This is a genomic window from Streptantibioticus rubrisoli (assembly GCF_024436055.1).
In the GTDB taxonomy this organism is placed as follows: Bacteria; Actinomycetota; Actinomycetes; order Streptomycetales; family Streptomycetaceae; genus Streptantibioticus_A; species Streptantibioticus_A rubrisoli.
Genome location: NZ_JANFNH010000004.1, coordinates 112,794 through 131,718, shown reverse-complemented (window position 1 = coordinate 131,718; position 18,925 = coordinate 112,794). Strand labels below are relative to the sequence as shown.

Sequence of the window (18,925 nt, the reverse complement as noted above, 5' to 3'; positions counted from 1 at the left end):
TCCTGATAGCCTGTGACCCATGACCACCGAGACCGGGGAAGCCACCGGAAACCTCGCCGACCAGTTGCTACGGCTGACCCGGCGGCTGCACCGCACGCAGAAGGAGCATCTGCGGCCACTGGGCATCACCCCCGCCATGGCACGGCTGCTGCGTACGGCAGCGCACAGCCCCGAGCCGCTGCGCATGGTGGACCTCGCCCAGCGCCTCGACGTGGTGCCGCGCGCGGTCACCTCACTGGTCGACGGGCTGGAGGCGTACGGGATGGTGCGCCGGGTGCCCGACCCGGCGAACCGGCGGGTGGTACGCGTGGAGCTCACCGACGACGGCCGGGCCGCGCTGGAACAACTGCGCGCCGCCCGCCGTGCCGCCGCCGAGGAACTCCTCGCCCCGCTCGGCCCGGAGCAACGCCGGCAGCTCGGCGATCTGCTCACCGCCCTGGTCGCCGACCCGGGCAGCGGCCGCGCGAACTGCGCGTGACCGTGGGCGCGTCAGCCGCCGACCAGGCCCAGCGCGGCGACGCAGCTCACTCCGCCGATGCCCATGAACAGCGGCATCAGCACCTTCATCTCCACCCAGCCACCGGCCTTGAAGCGCATGAAGTGCGGCGTGCCGATCGGGTACCAGCGCTTGCGGGCGATGGGCAGCGGCCACAGGATCGGGCAGCCGGAGACGGTCAGCGCGTCGCCGAGGCAGTGCACCAGAGCACCGAGGGCCACCGGCACCCCGATCCACAGGTAGTGCTGGTCGGGCTGGGTGAACAGCCAGGCCTTGCCCATCCCCGGATCGTCCAGGATCCCGGCGAGCAGCCACGACCCGGCGGCCCCGAGCAGCCAGACCAGCAGATGGTGGCCGCCCTTGACCTCCTTCCACAGCAACCCGTCCACGGCCAGCACCAGATGGACGAAGAGCACCGCGAGCACCCCCCAGCGGCCGCCGTAGGTGGCGATCGCCGACGCGCCCGCGCCGCAGCCCACCGCCCACACGAGGGTGTGGGTCAGCGTGCGGTGCCCCCCGTTGCGGTGCGGGTCGCCCTTCCCGCGGGTGGCGTTGTAGACGCCGAGGGACAGCTTCTCGACGATCTCGCACAGGCCGCGGGAGAGCGGCCCGAAGGCGCGGGATATCGTCGCGGGCTTGTGGTCCAGGTCCGGCGCGAGCGCGGCGCCCGCACAGATCAGGGCACCGGCGACCAGGGTCGGCCAGGGCATCGGATGGTGCACACCGGCGGCCACGGCGCCCACCGCCAGCCATGCCGCCGCTCCGGACAGTGAATGCGCCGGTCCCATCATGGTTGCTGCCCCGCCCCCTTCGGCCCGCCCACGGACGGGAGTTGATGCTTCTGCGGCCGCACAGCCTATCGGTACGTGATCTTCGTTCTGACGACCGGTTCCCGGTTGGGCGGCAAAGGCAGGCAAGATGGGTGGGTGACCCTCATCGATCAGCTCCCCGCGTCCCCCGATCCCGACAACCTCTTCGAGGCGTTCTCGTCGTGGACCCAGGAGCGGGGCATCGCCTTGTACCCGGCTCAGGAAGAGGCGCTGATCGAAGTGGTCTCCGGGGCGAACGTGATCCTTTCCACCCCGACCGGCTCCGGTAAGAGCCTGGTCGCGGCCGGAGCGCACTTCACCGCTCTCGCCAACGACCAGGTCACCTTCTACACCGCGCCGATCAAGGCGCTGGTCTCGGAGAAGTTCTTCGACCTGTGCAAGATCTTCGGCACCGAGAACGTCGGCATGCTCACCGGCGACGCGTCCGTCAACCCGGACGCCCCGGTGATCTGCTGCACCGCCGAAGTGCTGGCGTCCATCGCGCTGCGGGACGGCCGGGACGCCGACGTCGGCCAGGTGGTGATGGATGAGTTCCACTTCTACGCGGAGCCGGACCGCGGTTGGGCCTGGCAGATCCCGCTGCTGGAGCTGCCGCAGGCGCAGTTCCTGCTGATGTCGGCGACGCTCGGCGATGTGTCGAGGTTCGAGCAGGACCTGACCCGGCGCACCGGGCGGCCGACGGCCGTGGTCCGCTCGGCGACCCGACCGGTGCCGCTGAGCTACGAGTACCGGTCGACGCCGATGACCGAGACGCTCACCGAACTGCTGGAGACCCACCAAGCCCCTGTCTACATCGTGCACTTCACGCAGGCGGCGGCGGTGGAGCGGGCCCAGGCGCTGATGAGCATCAACATGTGCACCCGGGCCGAGAAGGACGCGATCGCCGAACTCATCGGCAACTTCCGCTTCACCACCAAGTTCGGCCGGAACCTGTCCCGGTTCGTGCGGCACGGGATCGGGGTGCACCACGCCGGGATGCTCCCCAAGTACCGGCGGCTGGTGGAGCGGTTGGCGCAGGCCGGGCTGCTGAAGGTCATCTGCGGCACCGACACCCTCGGCGTGGGCGTCAACGTGCCCATCCGCACGGTGCTGTTCACCGCGCTCACCAAGTACGACGGCTCGCGGGTGCGGGTGCTGCGGGCCCGGGAGTTCCACCAGATCGCGGGCCGCGCCGGGCGGGCCGGGTTCGACACCTCGGGCCTGGTGGTGGCGCAGGCGCCCGAGCACGTCATCGAGAACGAGAAGGCGCTGGCGAAGGCCGGTGACGACCCGAAGAAGCGCCGCAAGGTGGTGCGCAAGAAGGCGCCGGAGGGCTTCGTCAACTGGTCCCAGCAGACCTACGAGAAGCTGATCGCCGCCGAACCCGAGCCGCTGACCTCCCGTTTCCGGGTCACGCACGCGATGCTGCTGTCGGTGATCGCCCGGCCTGGCAACGCCTTCGAGGCACTGCGCCGCCTGCTGGAGGACAACCACGAACCGCGCGCGGCCCAGTTGCGGCACATCCGCCGCGCCATCGCGATCTACCGCTCGCTGCTGGACGGCGGAGTCGTCGAGCGCCTGCCGGAGCCGGACGCCGAGGGCCGTATCGTCCGGCTCACCGTGGACCTGCAGTCGGACTTCGCGCTCAACCAGCCGTTGTCCACCTTCGCGTTGGCCGCCTTCGACCTGCTGGACCCGGAGTCCCCCTCGTACGCGCTCGACATGCTCTCGGTGGTCGAGTCCACGCTGGACGACCCGCGCCAGATCCTCGCCGCGCAGCAGAACAAGGCACGTGCCGAGGCGGTCGCCCAGATGAAGGCCGACGGGGTGGAGTACGAGGAGCGCATGGAGCTGCTCCAGGACGTGAGCTACCCCAAGCCGCTTGAGGACCTGCTCTTCCACGCCTACGGCGTCTACCGCAAGAGCCACCCCTGGGTCGGTGACCACCCGCTGTCGCCGAAGTCCGTGGTGCGGGACATGTACGAGCGGGCGATGGCCTTCACCGAGTTCACCTCCCACTACGAGCTCGCCCGTGCCGAAGGCATCGTGCTGCGCTACCTGGCGAGCGCGTACAAGGCGCTTGAGCACACCGTGCCGGAGGACCTCAAGTCCGAGGACCTCCAGGATCTGATCGCATGGCTGGGCGAGATGGTGCGCCAGGTGGACTCCAGCCTGCTTGACGAGTGGGAGCAGCTGGCCAACCCGCAGGAGGAAACGGCGGACGAGGCGGCCGAGCGCGCCGACCAGGTCAAGCCGGTGACCTCCAACGCCCGCGCCTTCCGGGTGCTGGTCCGCAACGCGATGTTCCGCCGGGTGGAGCTCGCGGCGCTGGAGAAGTACGAGGAACTGGGCGAGCTGGACGCCGAATCCGGCTGGGACGCCGACGCCTGGGCGGACGCGATGGACGCGTACTGGGACGAGTACGAGGAGCTGGGCACCGGCCCCGACGCGCGCGGGCCGAAGCTGCTGCAGATCGAGGAGCAGCCGCAGCACGGACTGTGGAAGGTCCGCCAGGTCTTCGCCGATCCCGAGGGCGACCACGACTGGGGTATCAGCGCCGAGGTCGACCTTGCCGCGTCCGACGAGGAGGGCCGTGCCGTGGTGCGGCTCACGGATGTGGGCCAGTGGTAAGAAGCGGTGAAGGTACGCTGACGCCGCCCGAGTTCGCCCCGAGGGAGACCCGATGACCAATCCCGCAGAACGGCTGGTCGACCTGCTCGATCTGGAGAAGATCGAGGAGAACATCTTCCGCGGCCGCAGCCCGCAGGAGCGGTTGCAGCGGGTGTTCGGCGGCCAGGTGGCGGGGCAGGCGCTGGTGGCCGCGGGACGCACCACGGACGGGCAGCGTCCTGTGCACTCGCTGCACGCGTACTTCCTGCGGCCGGGGCGGCCCGGTGTGCCGATCGTGTACCAGGTGGAACGGGTGCGGGACGGACGGTCCTTCACCACCCGGCGGGTGGTGGCCGTCCAGGAGGGGCGCACCATCTTCAATTTGACCGCCTCCTTCCACCTTCCCGAACCCGGCTTCGAACACCAGCTACCGATGCCCTCGGTGCCGGATCCCGATCAACTGCCAAAGCTCCCGGACGAGTTGCGCTCCCACCTGGGCACCCTCCCCGAACCGCTGGAGAGGATGGCCCGGCGAATGGCCTTCGACATCCGGTACGTCGACCGGCTGCGCTGGACGGCGGAGGAGATCGAGGGCGCCGAACCGCGCAGTGCGGTGTGGATGCGGGCCGTTGGCCCGCTCGGCGACGATCCGCTGGTACACACCTGCGCCGTGACCTACGCGAGCGACATGATGCTGCTCGACGCCGTACGGGTCCCGGTGGAGCCGTTGTGGGGTCCTCGCGGCTTCGACATGGCCTCCTTGGACCACGCGATGTGGTTCCACCGCCCGTTCCGCGCCGACGAGTGGTTCCTGTACCAGCAGGAGTCGCCGATCGCCACCGGCGCCAGGGGCCTGGCCAGGGGCCAGATCTACGACCGCGAGGGCAGGCTCCTGGTCTCCGTCATGCAGGAGGGACTGTTCCGCAAGGTGGGCAACTGAACCGCCCTGCCTGGCGCAGCCCGACGCGCTGACTCAGCGCACGGCGATGGAGAAGGTCCGCGAGACCGTGTGCACCTTGGGGTGCTTGTCCTTCGGGGACGATCCCTCGACCAGCGCGCCGCGGAACTGCACGACGCCCCTGTGCTGGGCCCGTACGGTCATGTTCAGCCCTCCCCCGCCGTTGTAGTCGCCGTGTGAACACTTCAGCGTCCGCCAGCCACCGTGGCCGGAACGCTCCTGTATGCAGAACCTGTTGAACGTCGAGTTGTCGTCGTCGCCGTTGCCGGTGAGGTGGATCAGCCTGCCCATGCGTACGTCGTGCGGGCCCGCCGCGAAGTATATGTCGGACTTCGCCCAGGCCGAGGTGCTGGCCAGACCGATCGCGGAGACGCCAACGGCGGCGATGACAGCGGCACGCATGGTGCCGCGGTTACGGTTGAACATCAGCTTTCCCTTCGCTGAAACAGGTGGTCAAACGGACTGGGTAACGGCCAAGGCGTCATCCCCGTTGGCCAAGGCCCGCACCCGTGTGGTCTAGTCCGTGTAGCTACACAGACAGCGGAATCACAGCCTCCGTTGCGCTTCCTTCTGTCACCGTTCCGCAACAGGCCCCAGCGGTTCCTTACTTCGCCGCGTCCGCACGCGTCTGTCGCCGGTTCCATGCAACAGCCGCAGCCACGGCCGACGGGTCCGGTTCCGCCCCGGCGAAGCCGCGGGCTCCGGTGGCGCTGGCAGGTCCGGCGCCCAGGGCAGCGGGCGTAGGGTGCGCGCCCTTTCCAGCGCATGCCCCAGGCAGAGCGCGGCGAACATGATCTCGTCGGCGTCGTCGGCCAGCAGGTGGGCCTCGACCACCGCGCGCGGGGCGTAGATACCCGGCTTGCCGGGGGAGAGAGCCGGTAGCAGTTGGTGAAGGTGATCCCGCTCCCGCCGGTCCGGTGCCACCCGCGCCGTCTCCCGCGGGCCGAGCAGGGCCGCCCACACCGCCGCCTCCTGCCAGGCGTCGGTGGCGTCGGCGACCAGCCGCTCAACGCACCGGGACCGCCAACCGCGCGCCCGTAGATCACCGCCCGACTCGATGCGCGCCCGCAGCCCACTCGGCAGTCGCCGCGCCAGCAGATGGGGGTTGAGCGCGCCGAACTCCCGTACCTCGCGGGCGAGATAGAGCCACACCACGGCCTGGTACCGGTTGACGTACCAGCGTGCCGGGCGGAAACAACCCGCTCTGGCCAACGTGCCGAACCGGTCCCGGCTGACGCCTAGCGCCTCCGCGCCCGCCACCGTGCCCACCAGACGGATCCGGTCACGCAACGTACCGGGAAAACCGTCCTCGGCCCGCAGCCGCTCCACCTCCGCGCGAGCCACCATTCGATGCTCACCCACCGCACCGCGGAGCTCGCCCGGTACGGTACGCACCTCTCCAAGCTGCACCGCCAGCTCGAACTCCCGCTGCTCTAGCCCGAGTTCGGCCCGTGCCGCCGACAGACCGCAGGCTACCTGCGGCCACTCCTGCGTGATCCCGATCTGCCGCCCCATGACGCCCATGACGACTCCCCCTTCTAGTCCGGCCACTTCCGACCGACCCGTCGATCACTGTCAGTAATCACGATAGACCGACGTACGGACAGTGGAGTGAGCCTGTGGATAACTCGGATCCGGCGCGACCCGAAGGGGGAGACGCTTGCGAACGGGCAGGCGACAGCTTCGCTGACACGGCCGAACGCCCTGCGCCTAAAGAGACTTCAACCCGTCGATGACATGCCGCAGCACGCCGACGTCCGGCGCCTCGCCCGAGACAGCCGGTGACACCACGTGGATGCGCCCCGCATCCAGCAGGTCGCCGAGCAGGACGCGGACCACGGCCACCGGAAGGTCCGTCTGCGAAGCCAGTTCGGCGACCGAGCGCGGATGGCCCTCGCAGCGCCGCAGCAAGGCGAGATGGTCCTCGCCGAGGGCGTCGCCACACGTCTCGGGATCGGCGCCCGGCTCGGCGGCGAGGACCGTGATCAGTTCGATGTCGACCGCGGCGGCGTCGGGCCGGGTGCGCCCGCGGGTGACGGTGTAGGGGCGGACCATCGGCCCGGCCTCGTCGTCGTACCAGAGCGCGCCCGATTCACCCGGCAGCCGGTCCACCTGCGGTCACGTCCCGGCGGGGTCGTCGGTGGCTCGGGGAGCGACGCCGAGATGCTCGCCGACGCGGTGCACCAGCAGCGTCATCTCGTAGGCGATCTGCCCCACGTCGGCCCCGGCACCGGTCAGTACCGACAGGCAGCTTCCGTCGCCCGCGGCGGTGACGAACAGGAATCCACCATCGAACTCGACCATCGTCTGACGCACCACCCCGGCCCCGAAGTGCAGCCCGGCGCCCTTGGCCAGGCTGTGGAACCCAGACGAGACCGCGGCCAGGTGCTCCGCGTCCGCTGCCTCCAAGTCGCGGCTGGCGCCCGTCACCAGCCCGTCGCTAGACAGGACCAGGGCGTGCTTGACGGACTCGACGCGATCGGTCAAGTCGTCCAGCAGCCAACCGAGTCCGGCCCGGTCCCCCGAGGTGGTGGCACTGTTCACGGTGATCCCCCGTCTTCCTCTCTCGACTTCTGTGCGGCGGCCAGCCCCGAGCGCCCACGGGCCAGGCCTCGTGCGTAGGCCGCGTAAGTGGAACGGGCCGCCTCTGGCGATCGTTCCCTGTCCGTCCCGACTGTCACGTCTTTCCCGTCCACCCCAACTGTCCTGTCTGTACCGTGCCCTTGGGACGCCTCGTCGGCCGTCCCAAGGTGGTCGTGCACGGTTCGCTCATGGGTGGGCGGCTCGTCGTGCAGTCGCCGTGCCGGGCCGCGCTTGGGGGCCCGCCCCCTGGGTACCCGTAGCGGAAGCCCGGCCGCGGTGGTGGTGCGGGTGTCCGGTGCACTGGCCCGGGGCGCGGTCGGCACGGCCACCGGCTGACGCTCCCCGCCCTTGCGTGCGCCGTTCCTGACGCGGCTCGTGCGATCACCCTCCCCACCGACGCGTTCGCCCTCCCCTACGACAACTTCCCCCGCGCCACGCTCTTTCACACGACCCGCGCGCACACCGACCGTTTCCAGCCGCTGCGGCGGACCGTCCGGTTCCTCCCGGTGCTCCTCGACCGGACCGAGCAGTTCCACGGGCAGCAGGACGACGGCGGCGGTGCCCTGCCCGTCGGCGCGGTGCAGAGCGACCCGCACGCCGTGGCGGGCCGCGAGCCGTCCGACGGTGAACAGGCCGAGCCGGTCGGTCTCCGGGAGGTCAACTGTGTCGGCGGCGACGCGCAGTTCGCGGTTGGCCTCGGCGATGCGCTCCTCGCTCATGCCCAGGCCGTGGTCCTCGATCCGGATGGCGAGCCCGTCGGGCACCTCCTCGCAGCCGACCTCGACGCTGGTGTCCGGTGGTGAGAACGCGGTGGCGTTCTCCATCAACTCGGCCAGCAGATGGAGCACATCGGCGACCGCGCCGCCCGCCAGCGCCACCCTGGGCAGCCGGTGCACCACGATCCGCCGGTAGTCCTCCACCTCGCCGACCGCCGCCTGGACGACCTCCACCAGCCGCACCGGACGCCGCCACGCCCGCCCGGGGGCGTCGCCGGAGAGGATCAGCAGGCCCTCGGCGTGCCGCCGCATGCGGGTCGTCATATGGTCGAGCCTGAACAGGTCGGCCAGTTCCGCCGGATCCTCGGTACGCCGCTCCATGGCGTCCAGCAGCGTCAACTGCCGGTGCAGCAGCACCTGGCTGCGCCGGGCCAGGGTGGTGAAGACCGCGGACACCCCGCGGCGCAGCCGGGCCTGTTCGACCGCCGCGCGCACCGCCGCCCGCTGTGCCACCCCGAACGCCCGTCCCACCTGGCCGATCTCGTCATCGCCGAGTTCGTCGTCGGTGAACTGCCCGGTGTCCGCGAAGCCGGTCACGTCATCGACGGGGACGCCCTCCCGCAACCGCCGCATGACCTCCGGCAGCCGCTTGCCCGACAACTCCTCGGCCGCGTCCCGCAACGCGGTGAGCCGCCCGGCGATCTGGCGGCTGATCCGCAGCGAGATCAGCAGTGAGCCGATGACCGCGCCCAGCCCGGCGAGGCTGACGCCCGCGGCCTTGGCCAGCACGGTCATGCCCTGGGTGTGGGCCTCGTCGCCGACGTGCCGGGCGGCCTGGTCGTCGATGGTCTCCAGCTGCGCCAGGGCGGCGTTGGCGGTCTGCCGCCACTGCTGGACACCGAACCCGGTGGCGACGGTCAACGGGGTCGCGGTGCGGGCCGACTCCTCAAGGGAGTACAGGGACCAGCCGACGCTGCCGTTCTCGAACTCCTGGAGCTTCGCACTGTCGGCGGGCGGCAGTTCCGGTGCGTAGATCTCGTGCAGCAGTTGGCGGCCGTCGATGGTGCCGATCAGGTCGCGGTACTGCCCCTCGGTCATGCCGTTGGCGGCACGACCGCCGGCCACCATGGCGTCCTCGCGGGAGAGCAGTTCGCGGGCCCTGGCGAGTTCGACCACCACCGCGCCCATCCGGGCCACCTCCCCGGTCTGGAGTTCGGTCAGCGAACCGCACAGCCGGAAGGCGGGGGCGATCACCGCCGAGTAACGATCAAGGATCTGCGACCAGTTGGTGCGCCGGACGGTGACCTGTTCACGTAACCGGTCCAGTCCGTCCACGCCCTTGAGCAGGTCGTCGACGCGCGCCTTCTGGTCGGCGGTCAGGGTGGGGCTGTGACGGCGCCACCGGGTGTGGTCGCGCAGCACGGCGAGGCGCTGGTCGGTCACCCGTTGCGCCGCGGCCAGTTCCGGGCGGCCCCTGGTACCGCCGGAGGCCACGTATTCCACGGCGGTGCGACGCTCCTGTTCAAGTCCCTCGACGAGTTCGGCGGTCGGCGTGCCGTAGTAGCGGTACGCCGCGGAGACCCGGATGAGCGCCCAGGCGCCGCGGACGGTGGTGAAGGAGCTGTACGTCCACAGGGCGGCGAGCGAGACCATGGGCACGAGGAGCAGTACCAGGAGCTGCGTGCGGATGGTGCGGGGGCGCAGGCGCATGGTCGGGAGGATCCTCGGTCGCTGATGGCACGCGGAACGAGCGGAGCCGCCGCCCCACGGGTTCTTCGCGGGTTCATCACAGACCCGACACAGGCCGGGGTACCGCGTGCGGCACCGGGTCCGGTGCGGGACCCGCACAGTCTGGTACGCGCTCCCCCGGCGGACCCGGCGACTGTGACATGTCACAACTGAGCGTCTCGTCGGCAGGACCCGTCACACCCGCCCGAACGTGTTCGGGTGGCGCGTGATCATGACAGCATGAGGCCCGCCGCCGACCGTGAGGAGCCGACCGCCATGCCGCACGACATGAACAACGACCCGGCGAGCGTTCGGGCATTCTTCGGCGGCAAAGCCGACACCTGGGACAGCAAGTACCCGGACGACACACCCGCTTACCAGGCGGGCGTCGCCGAACTCGGGTTGCGCGCCGGTCAGTCGGCGCTCGACGCGGGCTGCGGGACCGGCCGCGCGCTGCCCGCCCTGCGCGCCGCCGTCGGCCCGCACGGCACGGTCATCGGCGCCGACCTCACCCCCGAGATGCTCCGCGCCGCCGTACGGGCCGGGCGCGACAGCGCCGCGCTGCTGGTGGAGGCGGACGCGGCCCGGCTGCCACTGCGCGACGGCTGCCTGGACGCGGTCTTCGCCGCCGGGCTCGTGCACCATCTGCCCGATCCGGCCGCCGGGCTGCGGGAGTTCGCCCGGGTCTGCCGCCCCGGCGCCCGGCTCGCCCTCTTCCATCCCATCGGCCGCGCCCCTCTGGCCGCCCGCCGCGGACACCGCCTGTCCGACGACGACGTACGCGCGGAACCCAACCTGCGCCCGCTGCTGGCCGCCACGGGCTGGCGGCTGACCGAGTACGACGACGCCGAGGAGCGCTACCTCGCGCTGGCCGTCCGGCTGGGCGAGTGACGCCTCACGGCTCCCGGCAGGCCAGGGCCCGGGCCACCGGCGTACCGGTGGCGGCGGCGTGGGCGAGCCGGACACGCACCTCGCGCGGGGTGCGCGGACGGTAGCCGGGGCCGCTCCCGAGGCAGTCCGAGGTATGGAAGCGCAGGCCCGCTTGGAGTACGGCGGCCAGCGCCCGCCAGGCGGCGGCGTCCGAGCGGCGCGGCGAACGCGGTGCCCGCGTCGATCAGTTCGGCGCCGCAACGCGGACAGCCGCCGTGGCGCGCCCACCCGCGGTCGGGTGCCTTCTTGACACAGACCCGGCACGGCAGGCAGACGAAGTGGCTACGGCGCGGCATGACCGGCAGGGTAGCCGTGGCGGGACACGAGGGGCGAACGGTTTCCCTGGGGGCGCGTAAGGCGGCGCATTAACCCTCGACTCCGCCGTTACCTGCTGGTTAAGGTGCGCGCACGACTCTGGCGGACGGACCACGACCGGGAGACTCAGGTGTCCGGAGACGACGACGCGCTCTATGTGCTGACGGCCGTGCTGTTGACGCCCGCGCAGTTCCCCGGCGCGCTTGGCGACGACTACCCGGCGGCCTGCGCGGCGCTGGATCTGCGGCCGGTCACCCGAGGCTACGGGCTCGTGCTGGGCCAGGACGGCAACGGTGCGCGGTGGACGGTCGTGACCCGGGACACCGCGCTGGTCGCGCTGGCCATCGCCACCTGGGACTGCGGACTGCCGTACGACCTGTCGCCCGGCGAACGGGACATCATCGACTCGCTGCCCGGTTGGCCGCTCGCGCTGGCCGTCGCGGCGCCCGGACTGCCCGAGCCGCACGACCCACCGGAGGAGGAGGGCGGCCGTCCGCCGCTCACGCCGCCGGACACCGAGCGGTGGGGGCCCGCCCAACGCCGTCTGGGCGCCGACGAGGTCGCACTGCAGTGGCGCACCTGGCGGGCACAGGTGGACGACGCGAAGGACTTCGCGGCACCGGGCGAGGGCGACGGCCATCCCGCGGTACGCCGGGTGCTCGCGGAGGCCGAGGCGTACACGGACGACCCACCACCGCCAGGACGCATCCGGTCCTCCTACGCGGAGGGCGGGGCGCGGTCGCTGCGCGTGGACGGGCCGGGTTGGAGCATGGTCGCCAGGACGGACGACATCGCCTTCGTGCTGCTGGACGAGGAGCCGGGCGAGGTACTGCCGATCGGGCGGGGGCCCGAACTGCCCGCGCTGCTGGAGGCGTTGGACAAGCTGGCGGTACGGCTCGACTGACCCCGGAGCCTCCCTCCGATCTTCCGTTCAGACCACATGAGGGCCGCATGGCGAACTCCGCCTGGATCGCGGCCTGTTCAAGGCGCCGGACCCCGTCACCGGAGTAAGCGCTGGCGAGAAGCCGCCCTTCGACACAGCCCACATGGCTGACGCGCATCACCCAACCACGCGCAAGATCAGCCGCGCCGATACCTGACCCGATGTCCGAATCGGTGTACGTTCGCCACGGCTCAAGCGGAGCCGTTCGATCCGGCTTACCGTCAGGCCACCTGCCGGACACCTGGTCAACACGGTTCCGCCACATGTCGACCACGCCGCAGAGTTGTCAGGTAAACGTCAAGTGAATCCTCCCGCGAGACACTTTCACGTCACGCATACGCCACACCACACTGGCCATATGCGAATGCCTCTACGCGCGTTGCTTTCTCGTGGTTCCGCGATGATCCTCGCCGGAACGATCATTATCGGCCCCGCCACCGCGCTGGCCGGACCCGCGCAGGCCGCCACCGCCGCGCCCGCCGCCTCGGCCCTGGCCGTACAGCCCTTCGACGTCGGCACCGTGTGCCAGTCCGCCCTGCCCAGCCAGGCCGACGACACGCTCAACCTGATCGCCCAGGGCGGGCCGTTCCCGTTCTCCAAGGACGGTGAGGTCTTCGACAACCGGGAGGGCGTCCTCCCGTCGGAGTCGTACGGCTACTACCACGCGTACACCGTCATCACCCCCGGCGTGAGCACCCGTGGCGCCCGCCGCATCGTCACCGGTGACGACGGCACGGACTACTACACCGCCGACCACTACTCCTCGTTCAGCCAGATCGACCCGAGCTGCTGAACCCCCTGTCCCCCCACACGCCCGAACGGGTCCGCCAACCTGATGGAGATCAGGCGAACGGACCCGTTCCGATGAGCGGCCTCACTTGTCGGCGGTGAGCTTCCCACCCGAGCCCCAGCTGTCGGCCGGGGTCTCCTGGATCCAGACAGACACGGTGTCGACCGGAATCTGGTAGGCGTCGACGAACGCGTCGGTGATCCGGCGGACCAGGTCGCGCTTGAGCTCGACGCTGCGGGGACCCTGCTGCACGATGACGTTGGGCATGACGCACTCCTTCAACTCCCCGGCGGGGTCCGGCCGTTCCGGACCGCTCACCGGCATGTCCCCAGTTCACCGCGGCGGGCGACCCGCACCAAGGCGCATCCGCCACTCACTGCGATCAGCGAACGTGATCGCCGGTCCACCGCACCCGCGCCCGTGCACACGCCTCCAGCAGTTCCCGCGCAAGCCGTGGTGGCCGGGAGCGGTGCAGCGCGAGTGAGGTGGTGATCGTCAATCCCGGCACGCGGAACGGCACGAACGCCACCCTTGAGGCCCTCAACTGGGCCGCGTGCGCGGCGTACACAACGGTCCACATGGGTGTGCCGGAGCCGATCGCCGTCAGGGTGTCCTGCAGTGCGGTACTGGGTGGTCCCGGTACCGGCTCGAAGCCCGCGGCACGGCACGCGGACAACACCAGGTCCACCAGGGGTGGGTTGTTGCGGCGCGGGGTCAGCCGCAGCGGCAGCGCGGCCAGCTCCGCCAGCGGCAACTCATCGCGGGCGGCGAGCGGATGCGCCGCCGGAAGGACGGCGAGCAGCGGCTCCTGCCATACCGGGACGATGCGCAACCGCTCGTCCTCCTCCTGCTCTCCGCGTACGAACGCGGCGTCCAGCACGCCCTGCGCCACCTGTTCAAGGCGCTCCCGGGTGGGCACGTAGCGCAGCTCGACGGCGGCTTGCGGGATGAGTTCGGCGAACGCGGTCAGCACATCGTCCAGCCGCTCCCCCATGCCCGTGCTGGTGCCGACGCGCAGGCTGTCGCGCTCCGCCGCCAACTGCTCCGCCACGACCGCCCGCGCCCGTGCCACCGCGGCCAGTACCGCTCGCGCCTCCGGCAGGAGCCGGGTACCGGCGGGGGTGAGCCGTACGTGCCGGGACGAACGGTCGAAGAGTTCGACGCCGAGTTCGCGCTCCAGGCGGCGGATCAGCTGGCTGACCGCGGGTTGGCCGATGTGCAGCCGTTCCGCCGCGCGCCCGAAGTGCAACTCCTCGGCGACAGCGGTGAAGTACTGGAGCTGGCGTATTTCCACGGTCGCGTCCTTGGGTCAACGGCTGGTCGGTGCTTGGCTACCGGCGAACCGCGCCGGATGCACCGACCGTACGCGCCGAAGTTGCGCCGACCGCGGCGGGCGCTCTGCTTGGATGGCGTCATGGCTGACGAGGGACGCTCGGCGGACGAGTTGCTGGACATCGTGGACGAGAACGACCGCGTGACGGGTCAGGCGCCGCGTGGTGAGGCGTACCGCAAGCGGCTGCGGCACCGATGCGTCTTCGTGCTCGCCCGCGACCCGCGGGGGCGGATCTTCGTGCATCGCCGCACCCCCGACAAGCTTGTCTTCCCGTCGCGTTACGACATGTTCGTCGGCGGGGTGGTCGGCGCGGGCGAGAGCTACGACGAGGCGGCGCTGCGGGAGGCCGAGGAGGAACTGGGCGTGCAGGGGCTGCCGCGGCCGACGCCGGTCTTGCGGTTCCTGTACGAGACCCCCGAGCACACCTGGTGGTCGAAGGTCTACGAGGTGGAGTGCGCGCTGCCTGTTCATCCGCAGCCGGAGGAGATCGCCTGGCACGCCTTCGTCACCGAGGAGGAACTGGAGCGCAGGCTCGGCGAGTGGGAGTGGGTGCCGGACGGGCTGGAAGCGTACCTGCAACTCCAGGCCGTACGCAGTGGAGAGGGCACCGTCGGCGGCAGCGCTGACTGAGCGGGCTAGCGGGCGGGTTCCTCGGCGGTGCGCGTACCGTGGTCCCACTTCTCCTCGATGCGGGCGAACTTCCACACCGCGAGCGCCACGGCCCAGGTGACCACGAACAGGCCGACGATCCAGAACCCCACGGTGTTGAGGTCGACGGAGCCGACCCAGTCCCAGAACGGGCCGGTGAGCGAGAGCTTGTCGCCGATCAAGCCGAGCAGTTCGATGCCGCCGATGATCAGGGCGACGGCGATCGACAGTCCGGTGATGGTGAGGTTGTAGTAGACCTTGCGGACCGGCTTGGAGAAGGCCCAGCCGTAGGCGAAGTTCATGAACGAGCCGTCGATGGCGTCCAGCAGCGACATCCCGGCGGCGAACAGCACCGGCAGGCAGATGATCGCGTACCAGGGCAGCCCGGAGGCGACCGAGCCCGCGGCCATCACCAGCAGGCTGACCTCGGTGACGGTGTCGAAGCCGAGGCCGAACAGGAAGCCGATCGGGTACATGTGCCAGGGCTTGCGGACCGCGCCGGTGGTCCGGCCGAGGATCCTGTTCATCAGGCCGCGCTTGTTCAACTGCGCTTCCAGTTCGGCCTCGTCGTACTCGCCGCGCCGCATGCCGCGGAACACCCTGACCAGGCCCATCAGCACCACCAGGTTGATGGCGGCGATCAGCACCAGGAAGAAGCCGGAGACCAGTGTGCCGATCAGGCCGCCGACGTTGTGCAGTTGGGAGTTGGCGTCGGCCAAGCCGGTGCCGACCGCCTTGATGCCCAGCGCGAGCAGGAAGGTCAACCCGAAGACCACGGAGGAGTGGCCGAGCGAGAACCAGAACCCCACCGACAACGGCCGTTGGCCGTCGGCCATCAGCTTGCGGGTGGTGTTGTCGATGGCCGCGATGTGGTCGGCGTCGAAGGCGTGCCGCATGCCCAGGGTGTACGCGGTCAGGCCGGTGCCCAGGCCGAAGGCGCCGGTCCCGAGCTTGTAGTGCCCGGGGACCACGAAGGCGACCAGGACACCGAAGCCGACGATGTGCAGCAGCAGGATGAAACCGGCCATGCCGCCCAGCCGTGACCACTCGGCGCGGGTCAGCGACTGGCGTATCTGGCGTGTTCGGCTGAGCGCCGGAGCTGGCTGGATACCGGTCGTGGCCATGGGTCGGGTCCCCCTGTGCGTCGGTGCGTACGGTGCGCGGGCGCGGCTCCCGCACAGCTCGGCTGCCGTCAGAGCGCTTTCGGCATTGAACCGCTACTGCACATTACATGCAATAACGAGCTACTGGCAGCACAAGGGGCGCGTCGGAGCAGTATCAGGGCGCGAGGATGTCCAGCTCACGTAGTGCGCCGACGCAGATCTCCCGCATCAGCCGCTCCGCGGCCTCGGCGTCCTGGGCCCGTACCGCCTCGGCGACCTGGACGTGCAGGGTGACGGCCGCCGGGTCGGGGGCGCTGAACATCAGGTGGTGCTCGGTGCGGCCGGTGAGCACCTCGGCGACCACATCGCCGAGGCGGGCGAACATCTCGTTGCCGGAGGCCTCCAGCACCACCCGGTGGAAGGCCACGTCGTGCACCAGGTACTCCTGCAGGTCCCCGGCCCGGCCCGCGGCGGCCATCTCGGCGGCCAGCGCGGTGAGGCGGCGGCACTGGCCTGGGTCGGCGGCGACGGCGGCGAGTGAGGCGGCGACCGGTTCGACGGCGGTGCGCAGCATGGTCAGTGAGCGCACTTGGCGCAGCCGGTCCGGTCCGGCCAGCCGCCAGCGGATCACCGCCGGGTCGAAGACGTTCCACTCCTCGGTGCGGCGCACGGTGATACCGACCCGGCGCCGGGTCTCCACCAGGTGCATCGCCTCCAGGACCCGGACCGCCTCGCGGACGACGGTGCGCGAGACGCCGTAGCGCTGTTCCAGTTCGTCGATGCGCAGCACGGTGCCCGGCGGATACTCCCCGGAGGCGATGGCCGGGCCGAGTTCGGCCAGTACGCGGGCGTGCAGACCGCCTTCGCCCTGCCGGGCTTCCTGCTGAGGCATGGGGCACAGCTTATTCCGCCCGCACTCTCATATGACTTTTACATCACAGACTCTTGAATAAGTAGTACCTATGGCGTTTATTGAACGCGTCCTTCAGAGGAAGAGGTCTCAGCGGATGTCACACCTGGTCGTCGTCATGGGGGTGTCCGGTTCGGGCAAGTCCACGGTGGGCGGACTGCTCGCGGAACGGCTCGCGGTCCCCTACGCCGAGGCGGATGACTTCCACCCGCCCGCCAACATCGCCAAGATGTCGGCCGGTCATCCGCTGGACGACGCCGACCGGGCGCCCTGGCTGGACGCCATCGCCGCCTGGATCACCGAGCGCGGGGGCAAGGGCGGCGTGATCAGCTGCTCGGCGCTCAAGCGCCGCTACCGCGACCGGTTGCGGGCCGCCGCGCCGGACCTCTTCTTCATCCACCTCGACGGGCCCGAGGAGTTGATCGCCGCACGGCTCGCGGCGCGCATGGAGCACTTCATGCCCGCCGGGCTGCTGCGCTCCCAACTGGAGGCGCTGGAGCCGCTGGAGCCCGACGAGGCCGGTGCCGTGATCCCCATCGAGGGCGGCCCGGCGCAGATCGCCGAGCAGGCGCTCGCCGCACTGCCCGACTAGCCCCACCTCTCCCCCCGTCCCCGCGTCCTACGGAGTTCCCATGCCCGCACTCAGCGTCGAGCTGCTGGCCGCGACCCCGGCCCCGCCGCCGATCACCCACGCAGGTGGCACCCAGCTCGGCATCGCCGCGCTGGTCGGCATCGCCGTCATCGTGCTGCTGATCACCCGCTGGAAGATGCACGCCTTCCTGGCGCTCACCATCGGCTCCGGCGTGCTCGGCGCGGTCGCCGGGGCACCGCTGGCGAAGGCGGTCACCAGCTTCACCACCGGCCTCGGCGCGACGGTCGCGAGCACCGGTGTGCTGATCGCGCTGGGCTCGATACTGGGCAAGCTGCTGGCCGACTCCGGCGGCGCCGACCAGATCGTCGACACCATCTTGGCCAGGACCGGACAGCAGCGACTGCCGTGGGCGATGACGCTGATCGCGGCGTTGGTCGGGCTGCCGCTGTTCTTCGAGGTGGGGATCGTGCTGCTGGTCCCCGTGGTGCTGCTGGTCGCCCGGCGCGGCAACCAGTCGCTGATGCGGGTGGGCGTTCCGGCGCTGGCGGGCCTGTCGGTGATGCACGGTCTGGTGCCGCCGCACCCCGGGCCGCTGGCCGCCGTCGCCGCGATCCACGCGGACCTGGGGACGACGCTGGCGCTCGGCGTGCTGGTGGCGATCCCGACGGTGGTCATCGCCGGACCGCTGTTCGGGCGGCTGGCCGACCGCTGGGTCAAGGCGGTGCCGCCGGAGCGGTTGACGCCCGCCCGCGCCCGCGACGAGCTCACCCGGCGGCCCGGCTTCGTGCCGACGGTGTGCACCATGCTGCTGCCGGTGGTGCTGATGCTGGCCAAGGCGCTGGTCGACGTGCTGGTGAAGGACCAGAGCAGCCTGGTCTACCGGGCGTTCGACGTGATCGGCACTCCCATGGTGGCGCTGCTCGCCGCGGTGCTGCTGGCCATGTTCACGCTGGCGCGGCCAGCCGGGTTCTCCAGGGAGCGGATATCGGCGGCCGTGGAGCGGTCACTCGCTCCGATCGCGGGCGTCGTGCTGATCGTCGGCGCGGGCGGCGGGTTCAAGCAGGTGCTGGTGGACGCTGGTATCGGCCAGATGATCCTCAACTGGTCGCACAGCTGGCACATTTCGCCGCTGCTGCTGGGGTGGATGATCGCGCTGCTGGTCCGGGTCGCCACGGGTTCCGCGACGGTGGCCACCATTTCGGCGGCCGGACTTGTCGCCCCGCTGGCCACGGGGATGACCACCACGCACACGGCGCTGCTGGTGCTCGCGGTGGGCGCCGGTTCGCTGTTCTTCTCCCATGTGAACGACGCGGGCTTCTGGCTGGTCAAGGAGTACTTCGGGATGGACGTCCCGCAGACCCTGAAGTCCTGGTCGGCGATGGAGACGGTGATCTCCGTGGTGGCGATCGTGTTGGTGCTGGCTCTGTCGGTGGTGTTGTAGACCCCGAAGGCCTGCCGCCC

Annotated in this window: 19 protein-coding genes; 9 read left to right on the top strand and 10 right to left on the bottom strand. The window is 70.7% G+C overall.

Annotated elements, in window-relative coordinates:
- Positions 1–19: 19 nt before the first annotated feature.
- Positions 20–478, top strand: a complete 459-nt coding sequence (locus NON19_RS07110; protein ID WP_255925793.1) for a MarR family winged helix-turn-helix transcriptional regulator — start codon at positions 20–22, stop codon at positions 476–478.
- An 11-nt stretch (positions 479–489) separates the two neighbouring features.
- On the opposite strand, the gene NON19_RS07105 is transcribed toward NON19_RS07110, so the two are convergent.
- Positions 490–1,287 carry a metal-dependent hydrolase gene (locus NON19_RS07105; protein WP_255925792.1) on the bottom strand — a complete coding sequence of 266 codons (798 nt, stop codon included), beginning with the start codon at positions 1,285–1,287 and terminating at the stop codon, positions 490–492.
- Positions 1,288–1,422: 135 nt separating this feature from the next.
- Between NON19_RS07105 and NON19_RS07100 the strand changes: the two genes are divergently transcribed.
- Both NON19_RS07100 and NON19_RS07095 read left to right on the top strand, forming a co-directional pair.
- Complete coding sequence (locus NON19_RS07100) at positions 1,423–3,936, top strand: DEAD/DEAH box helicase (RefSeq protein WP_255925791.1); 2,514 nt, start codon at positions 1,423–1,425, stop codon at positions 3,934–3,936.
- A 52-nt stretch (positions 3,937–3,988) separates the two neighbouring features.
- Complete coding sequence (locus NON19_RS07095) at positions 3,989–4,855, top strand: acyl-CoA thioesterase (protein WP_255925790.1); 867 nt, start codon at positions 3,989–3,991, stop codon at positions 4,853–4,855.
- Positions 4,856–4,888: 33 nt separating this feature from the next.
- On the opposite strand, the gene NON19_RS07090 is transcribed toward NON19_RS07095, so the two are convergent.
- From NON19_RS07090 to NON19_RS07070, 5 genes are all read right to left on the bottom strand, one after another.
- A complete protein-coding gene (locus tag NON19_RS07090) occupies positions 4,889–5,299 on the bottom strand; it encodes a hypothetical protein (RefSeq protein WP_255925789.1) in 411 nt (136 codons plus the stop codon).
- Between the two features lie 147 nt (positions 5,300–5,446).
- Positions 5,447–6,397, bottom strand: coding sequence for a DUF6397 family protein (locus NON19_RS07085; protein WP_255925788.1), 951 nt, complete (start codon positions 6,395–6,397; stop codon positions 5,447–5,449).
- A 186-nt stretch (positions 6,398–6,583) separates the two neighbouring features.
- Positions 6,584–6,985: a DUF742 domain-containing protein gene (locus NON19_RS07080; RefSeq protein WP_255925787.1), complete on the bottom strand. Its 402-nt coding sequence runs from the start codon at positions 6,983–6,985 to the stop codon at positions 6,584–6,586.
- A 6-nt stretch (positions 6,986–6,991) separates the two neighbouring features.
- Positions 6,992–7,417 carry a roadblock/LC7 domain-containing protein gene (locus tag NON19_RS07075; RefSeq protein ID WP_255925786.1) on the bottom strand — a complete coding sequence of 142 codons (426 nt, stop codon included), beginning with the start codon at positions 7,415–7,417 and terminating at the stop codon, positions 6,992–6,994.
- Complete coding sequence (locus NON19_RS07070) at positions 7,414–9,882, bottom strand: sensor histidine kinase (protein WP_255925785.1); 2,469 nt, start codon at positions 9,880–9,882, stop codon at positions 7,414–7,416. The genes NON19_RS07075 and NON19_RS07070 overlap by 4 nt, the downstream gene beginning before the upstream one ends.
- A 258-nt stretch (positions 9,883–10,140) precedes the next feature.
- Between NON19_RS07070 and NON19_RS07065 the strand changes: the two genes are divergently transcribed.
- The 3 genes from NON19_RS07065 (at position 10,141) to NON19_RS07050 (ending at position 12,881) form a co-directional block, all read left to right on the top strand.
- On the top strand, positions 10,141–10,791 hold the full coding sequence (locus tag NON19_RS07065; protein ID WP_372514025.1) for a class I SAM-dependent methyltransferase: 651 nt from the start codon (positions 10,141–10,143) through the stop codon (positions 10,789–10,791).
- 484 nt (positions 10,792–11,275) lie between these two features.
- Positions 11,276–12,049 (top strand): hypothetical protein, encoded by a 774-nt coding sequence (locus NON19_RS07055; protein WP_255925784.1) that lies wholly within the window; start codon positions 11,276–11,278, stop codon positions 12,047–12,049.
- A gap of 397 nt (positions 12,050–12,446) precedes the next feature.
- Positions 12,447–12,881 (top strand): ribonuclease, encoded by a 435-nt coding sequence (locus tag NON19_RS07050; protein ID WP_255925783.1) that lies wholly within the window; start codon positions 12,447–12,449, stop codon positions 12,879–12,881.
- A gap of 81 nt (positions 12,882–12,962) precedes the next feature.
- On the opposite strand, the gene dmpI is transcribed toward NON19_RS07050, so the two are convergent.
- Both dmpI and NON19_RS07040 read right to left on the bottom strand, forming a co-directional pair.
- A complete protein-coding gene (gene dmpI / locus NON19_RS07045; RefSeq protein WP_255925782.1) occupies positions 12,963–13,145 on the bottom strand; it encodes a 4-oxalocrotonate tautomerase DmpI in 183 nt (60 codons plus the stop codon).
- 115 nt (positions 13,146–13,260) lie between these two features.
- Entirely contained in the window at positions 13,261–14,172 is a 912-nt protein-coding gene (locus NON19_RS07040) for a LysR family transcriptional regulator (RefSeq protein ID WP_255925781.1), read from the bottom strand.
- Positions 14,173–14,292: 120 nt separating this feature from the next.
- On the opposite strand from NON19_RS07040, the gene NON19_RS07035 reads away from it, so the two are divergent.
- Entirely contained in the window at positions 14,293–14,841 is a 549-nt protein-coding gene (locus NON19_RS07035; RefSeq protein ID WP_255925780.1) for an NUDIX domain-containing protein, read from the top strand.
- A 5-nt stretch (positions 14,842–14,846) separates the two neighbouring features.
- Here NON19_RS07035 and nicT read toward each other — a convergent pair whose 3' ends face one another.
- Together nicT and NON19_RS07025 are read right to left on the bottom strand one after the other, a co-directional pair.
- Positions 14,847–15,983: a Nickel transporter NicT gene (gene nicT / locus NON19_RS07030; protein WP_255925779.1), complete on the bottom strand. Its 1,137-nt coding sequence runs from the start codon at positions 15,981–15,983 to the stop codon at positions 14,847–14,849.
- 154 nt (positions 15,984–16,137) lie between these two features.
- Positions 16,138–16,854 (bottom strand): FadR/GntR family transcriptional regulator, encoded by a 717-nt coding sequence (locus NON19_RS07025; protein ID WP_255925778.1) that lies wholly within the window; start codon positions 16,852–16,854, stop codon positions 16,138–16,140.
- A gap of 115 nt (positions 16,855–16,969) precedes the next feature.
- Here NON19_RS07025 and NON19_RS07020 point away from each other — a divergent pair, with 115 nt between their 5' ends.
- Positions 16,970–17,464 (top strand): gluconokinase, encoded by a 495-nt coding sequence (locus NON19_RS07020; protein WP_255925777.1) that lies wholly within the window; start codon positions 16,970–16,972, stop codon positions 17,462–17,464.
- A gap of 40 nt (positions 17,465–17,504) precedes the next feature.
- Positions 17,505–18,905 (top strand): GntT/GntP/DsdX family permease, encoded by a 1,401-nt coding sequence (locus NON19_RS07015; protein ID WP_255925776.1) that lies wholly within the window; start codon positions 17,505–17,507, stop codon positions 18,903–18,905.
- The last annotated feature ends 20 nt before the right edge of the window (positions 18,906–18,925 follow it).

Bases quoted from the DNA above. Each gene is read 5' to 3' on its own strand.
- NON19_RS07110 (WP_255925793.1), top strand. From the start codon at position 20: ATGACCACCGAGACCGGGGAAGCCACCGGAAACCTCGCCGACCAGTTG.
- NON19_RS07105 (WP_255925792.1), bottom strand. From the start codon at position 1,287: ATGATGGGACCGGCGCATTCACTGTCCGGAGCGGCGGCATGGCTGGCG.
- NON19_RS07095 (WP_255925790.1), top strand. From the start codon at position 3,989: ATGACCAATCCCGCAGAACGGCTGGTCGACCTGCTCGATCTGGAGAAG.
- NON19_RS07090 (WP_255925789.1), bottom strand. From the start codon at position 5,299: ATGTTCAACCGTAACCGCGGCACCATGCGTGCCGCTGTCATCGCCGCC.
- NON19_RS07085 (WP_255925788.1), bottom strand. From the start codon at position 6,397: ATGGGCGTCATGGGGCGGCAGATCGGGATCACGCAGGAGTGGCCGCAG.
- NON19_RS07070 (WP_255925785.1), bottom strand. From the start codon at position 9,882: ATGCGCCTGCGCCCCCGCACCATCCGCACGCAGCTCCTGGTACTGCTC.
- NON19_RS07065 (WP_372514025.1), top strand. From the start codon at position 10,141: ATGAGGCCCGCCGCCGACCGTGAGGAGCCGACCGCCATGCCGCACGAC.
- NON19_RS07050 (WP_255925783.1), top strand. From the start codon at position 12,447: ATGCGAATGCCTCTACGCGCGTTGCTTTCTCGTGGTTCCGCGATGATC.
- dmpI (WP_255925782.1), bottom strand. From the start codon at position 13,145: ATGCCCAACGTCATCGTGCAGCAGGGTCCCCGCAGCGTCGAGCTCAAG.
- NON19_RS07035 (WP_255925780.1), top strand. From the start codon at position 14,293: ATGGCTGACGAGGGACGCTCGGCGGACGAGTTGCTGGACATCGTGGAC.
- nicT (WP_255925779.1), bottom strand. From the start codon at position 15,983: ATGGCCACGACCGGTATCCAGCCAGCTCCGGCGCTCAGCCGAACACGC.
- NON19_RS07025 (WP_255925778.1), bottom strand. From the start codon at position 16,854: ATGCCTCAGCAGGAAGCCCGGCAGGGCGAAGGCGGTCTGCACGCCCGC.
- NON19_RS07020 (WP_255925777.1), top strand. From the start codon at position 16,970: ATGTCACACCTGGTCGTCGTCATGGGGGTGTCCGGTTCGGGCAAGTCC.
- NON19_RS07015 (WP_255925776.1), top strand. From the start codon at position 17,505: ATGCCCGCACTCAGCGTCGAGCTGCTGGCCGCGACCCCGGCCCCGCCG.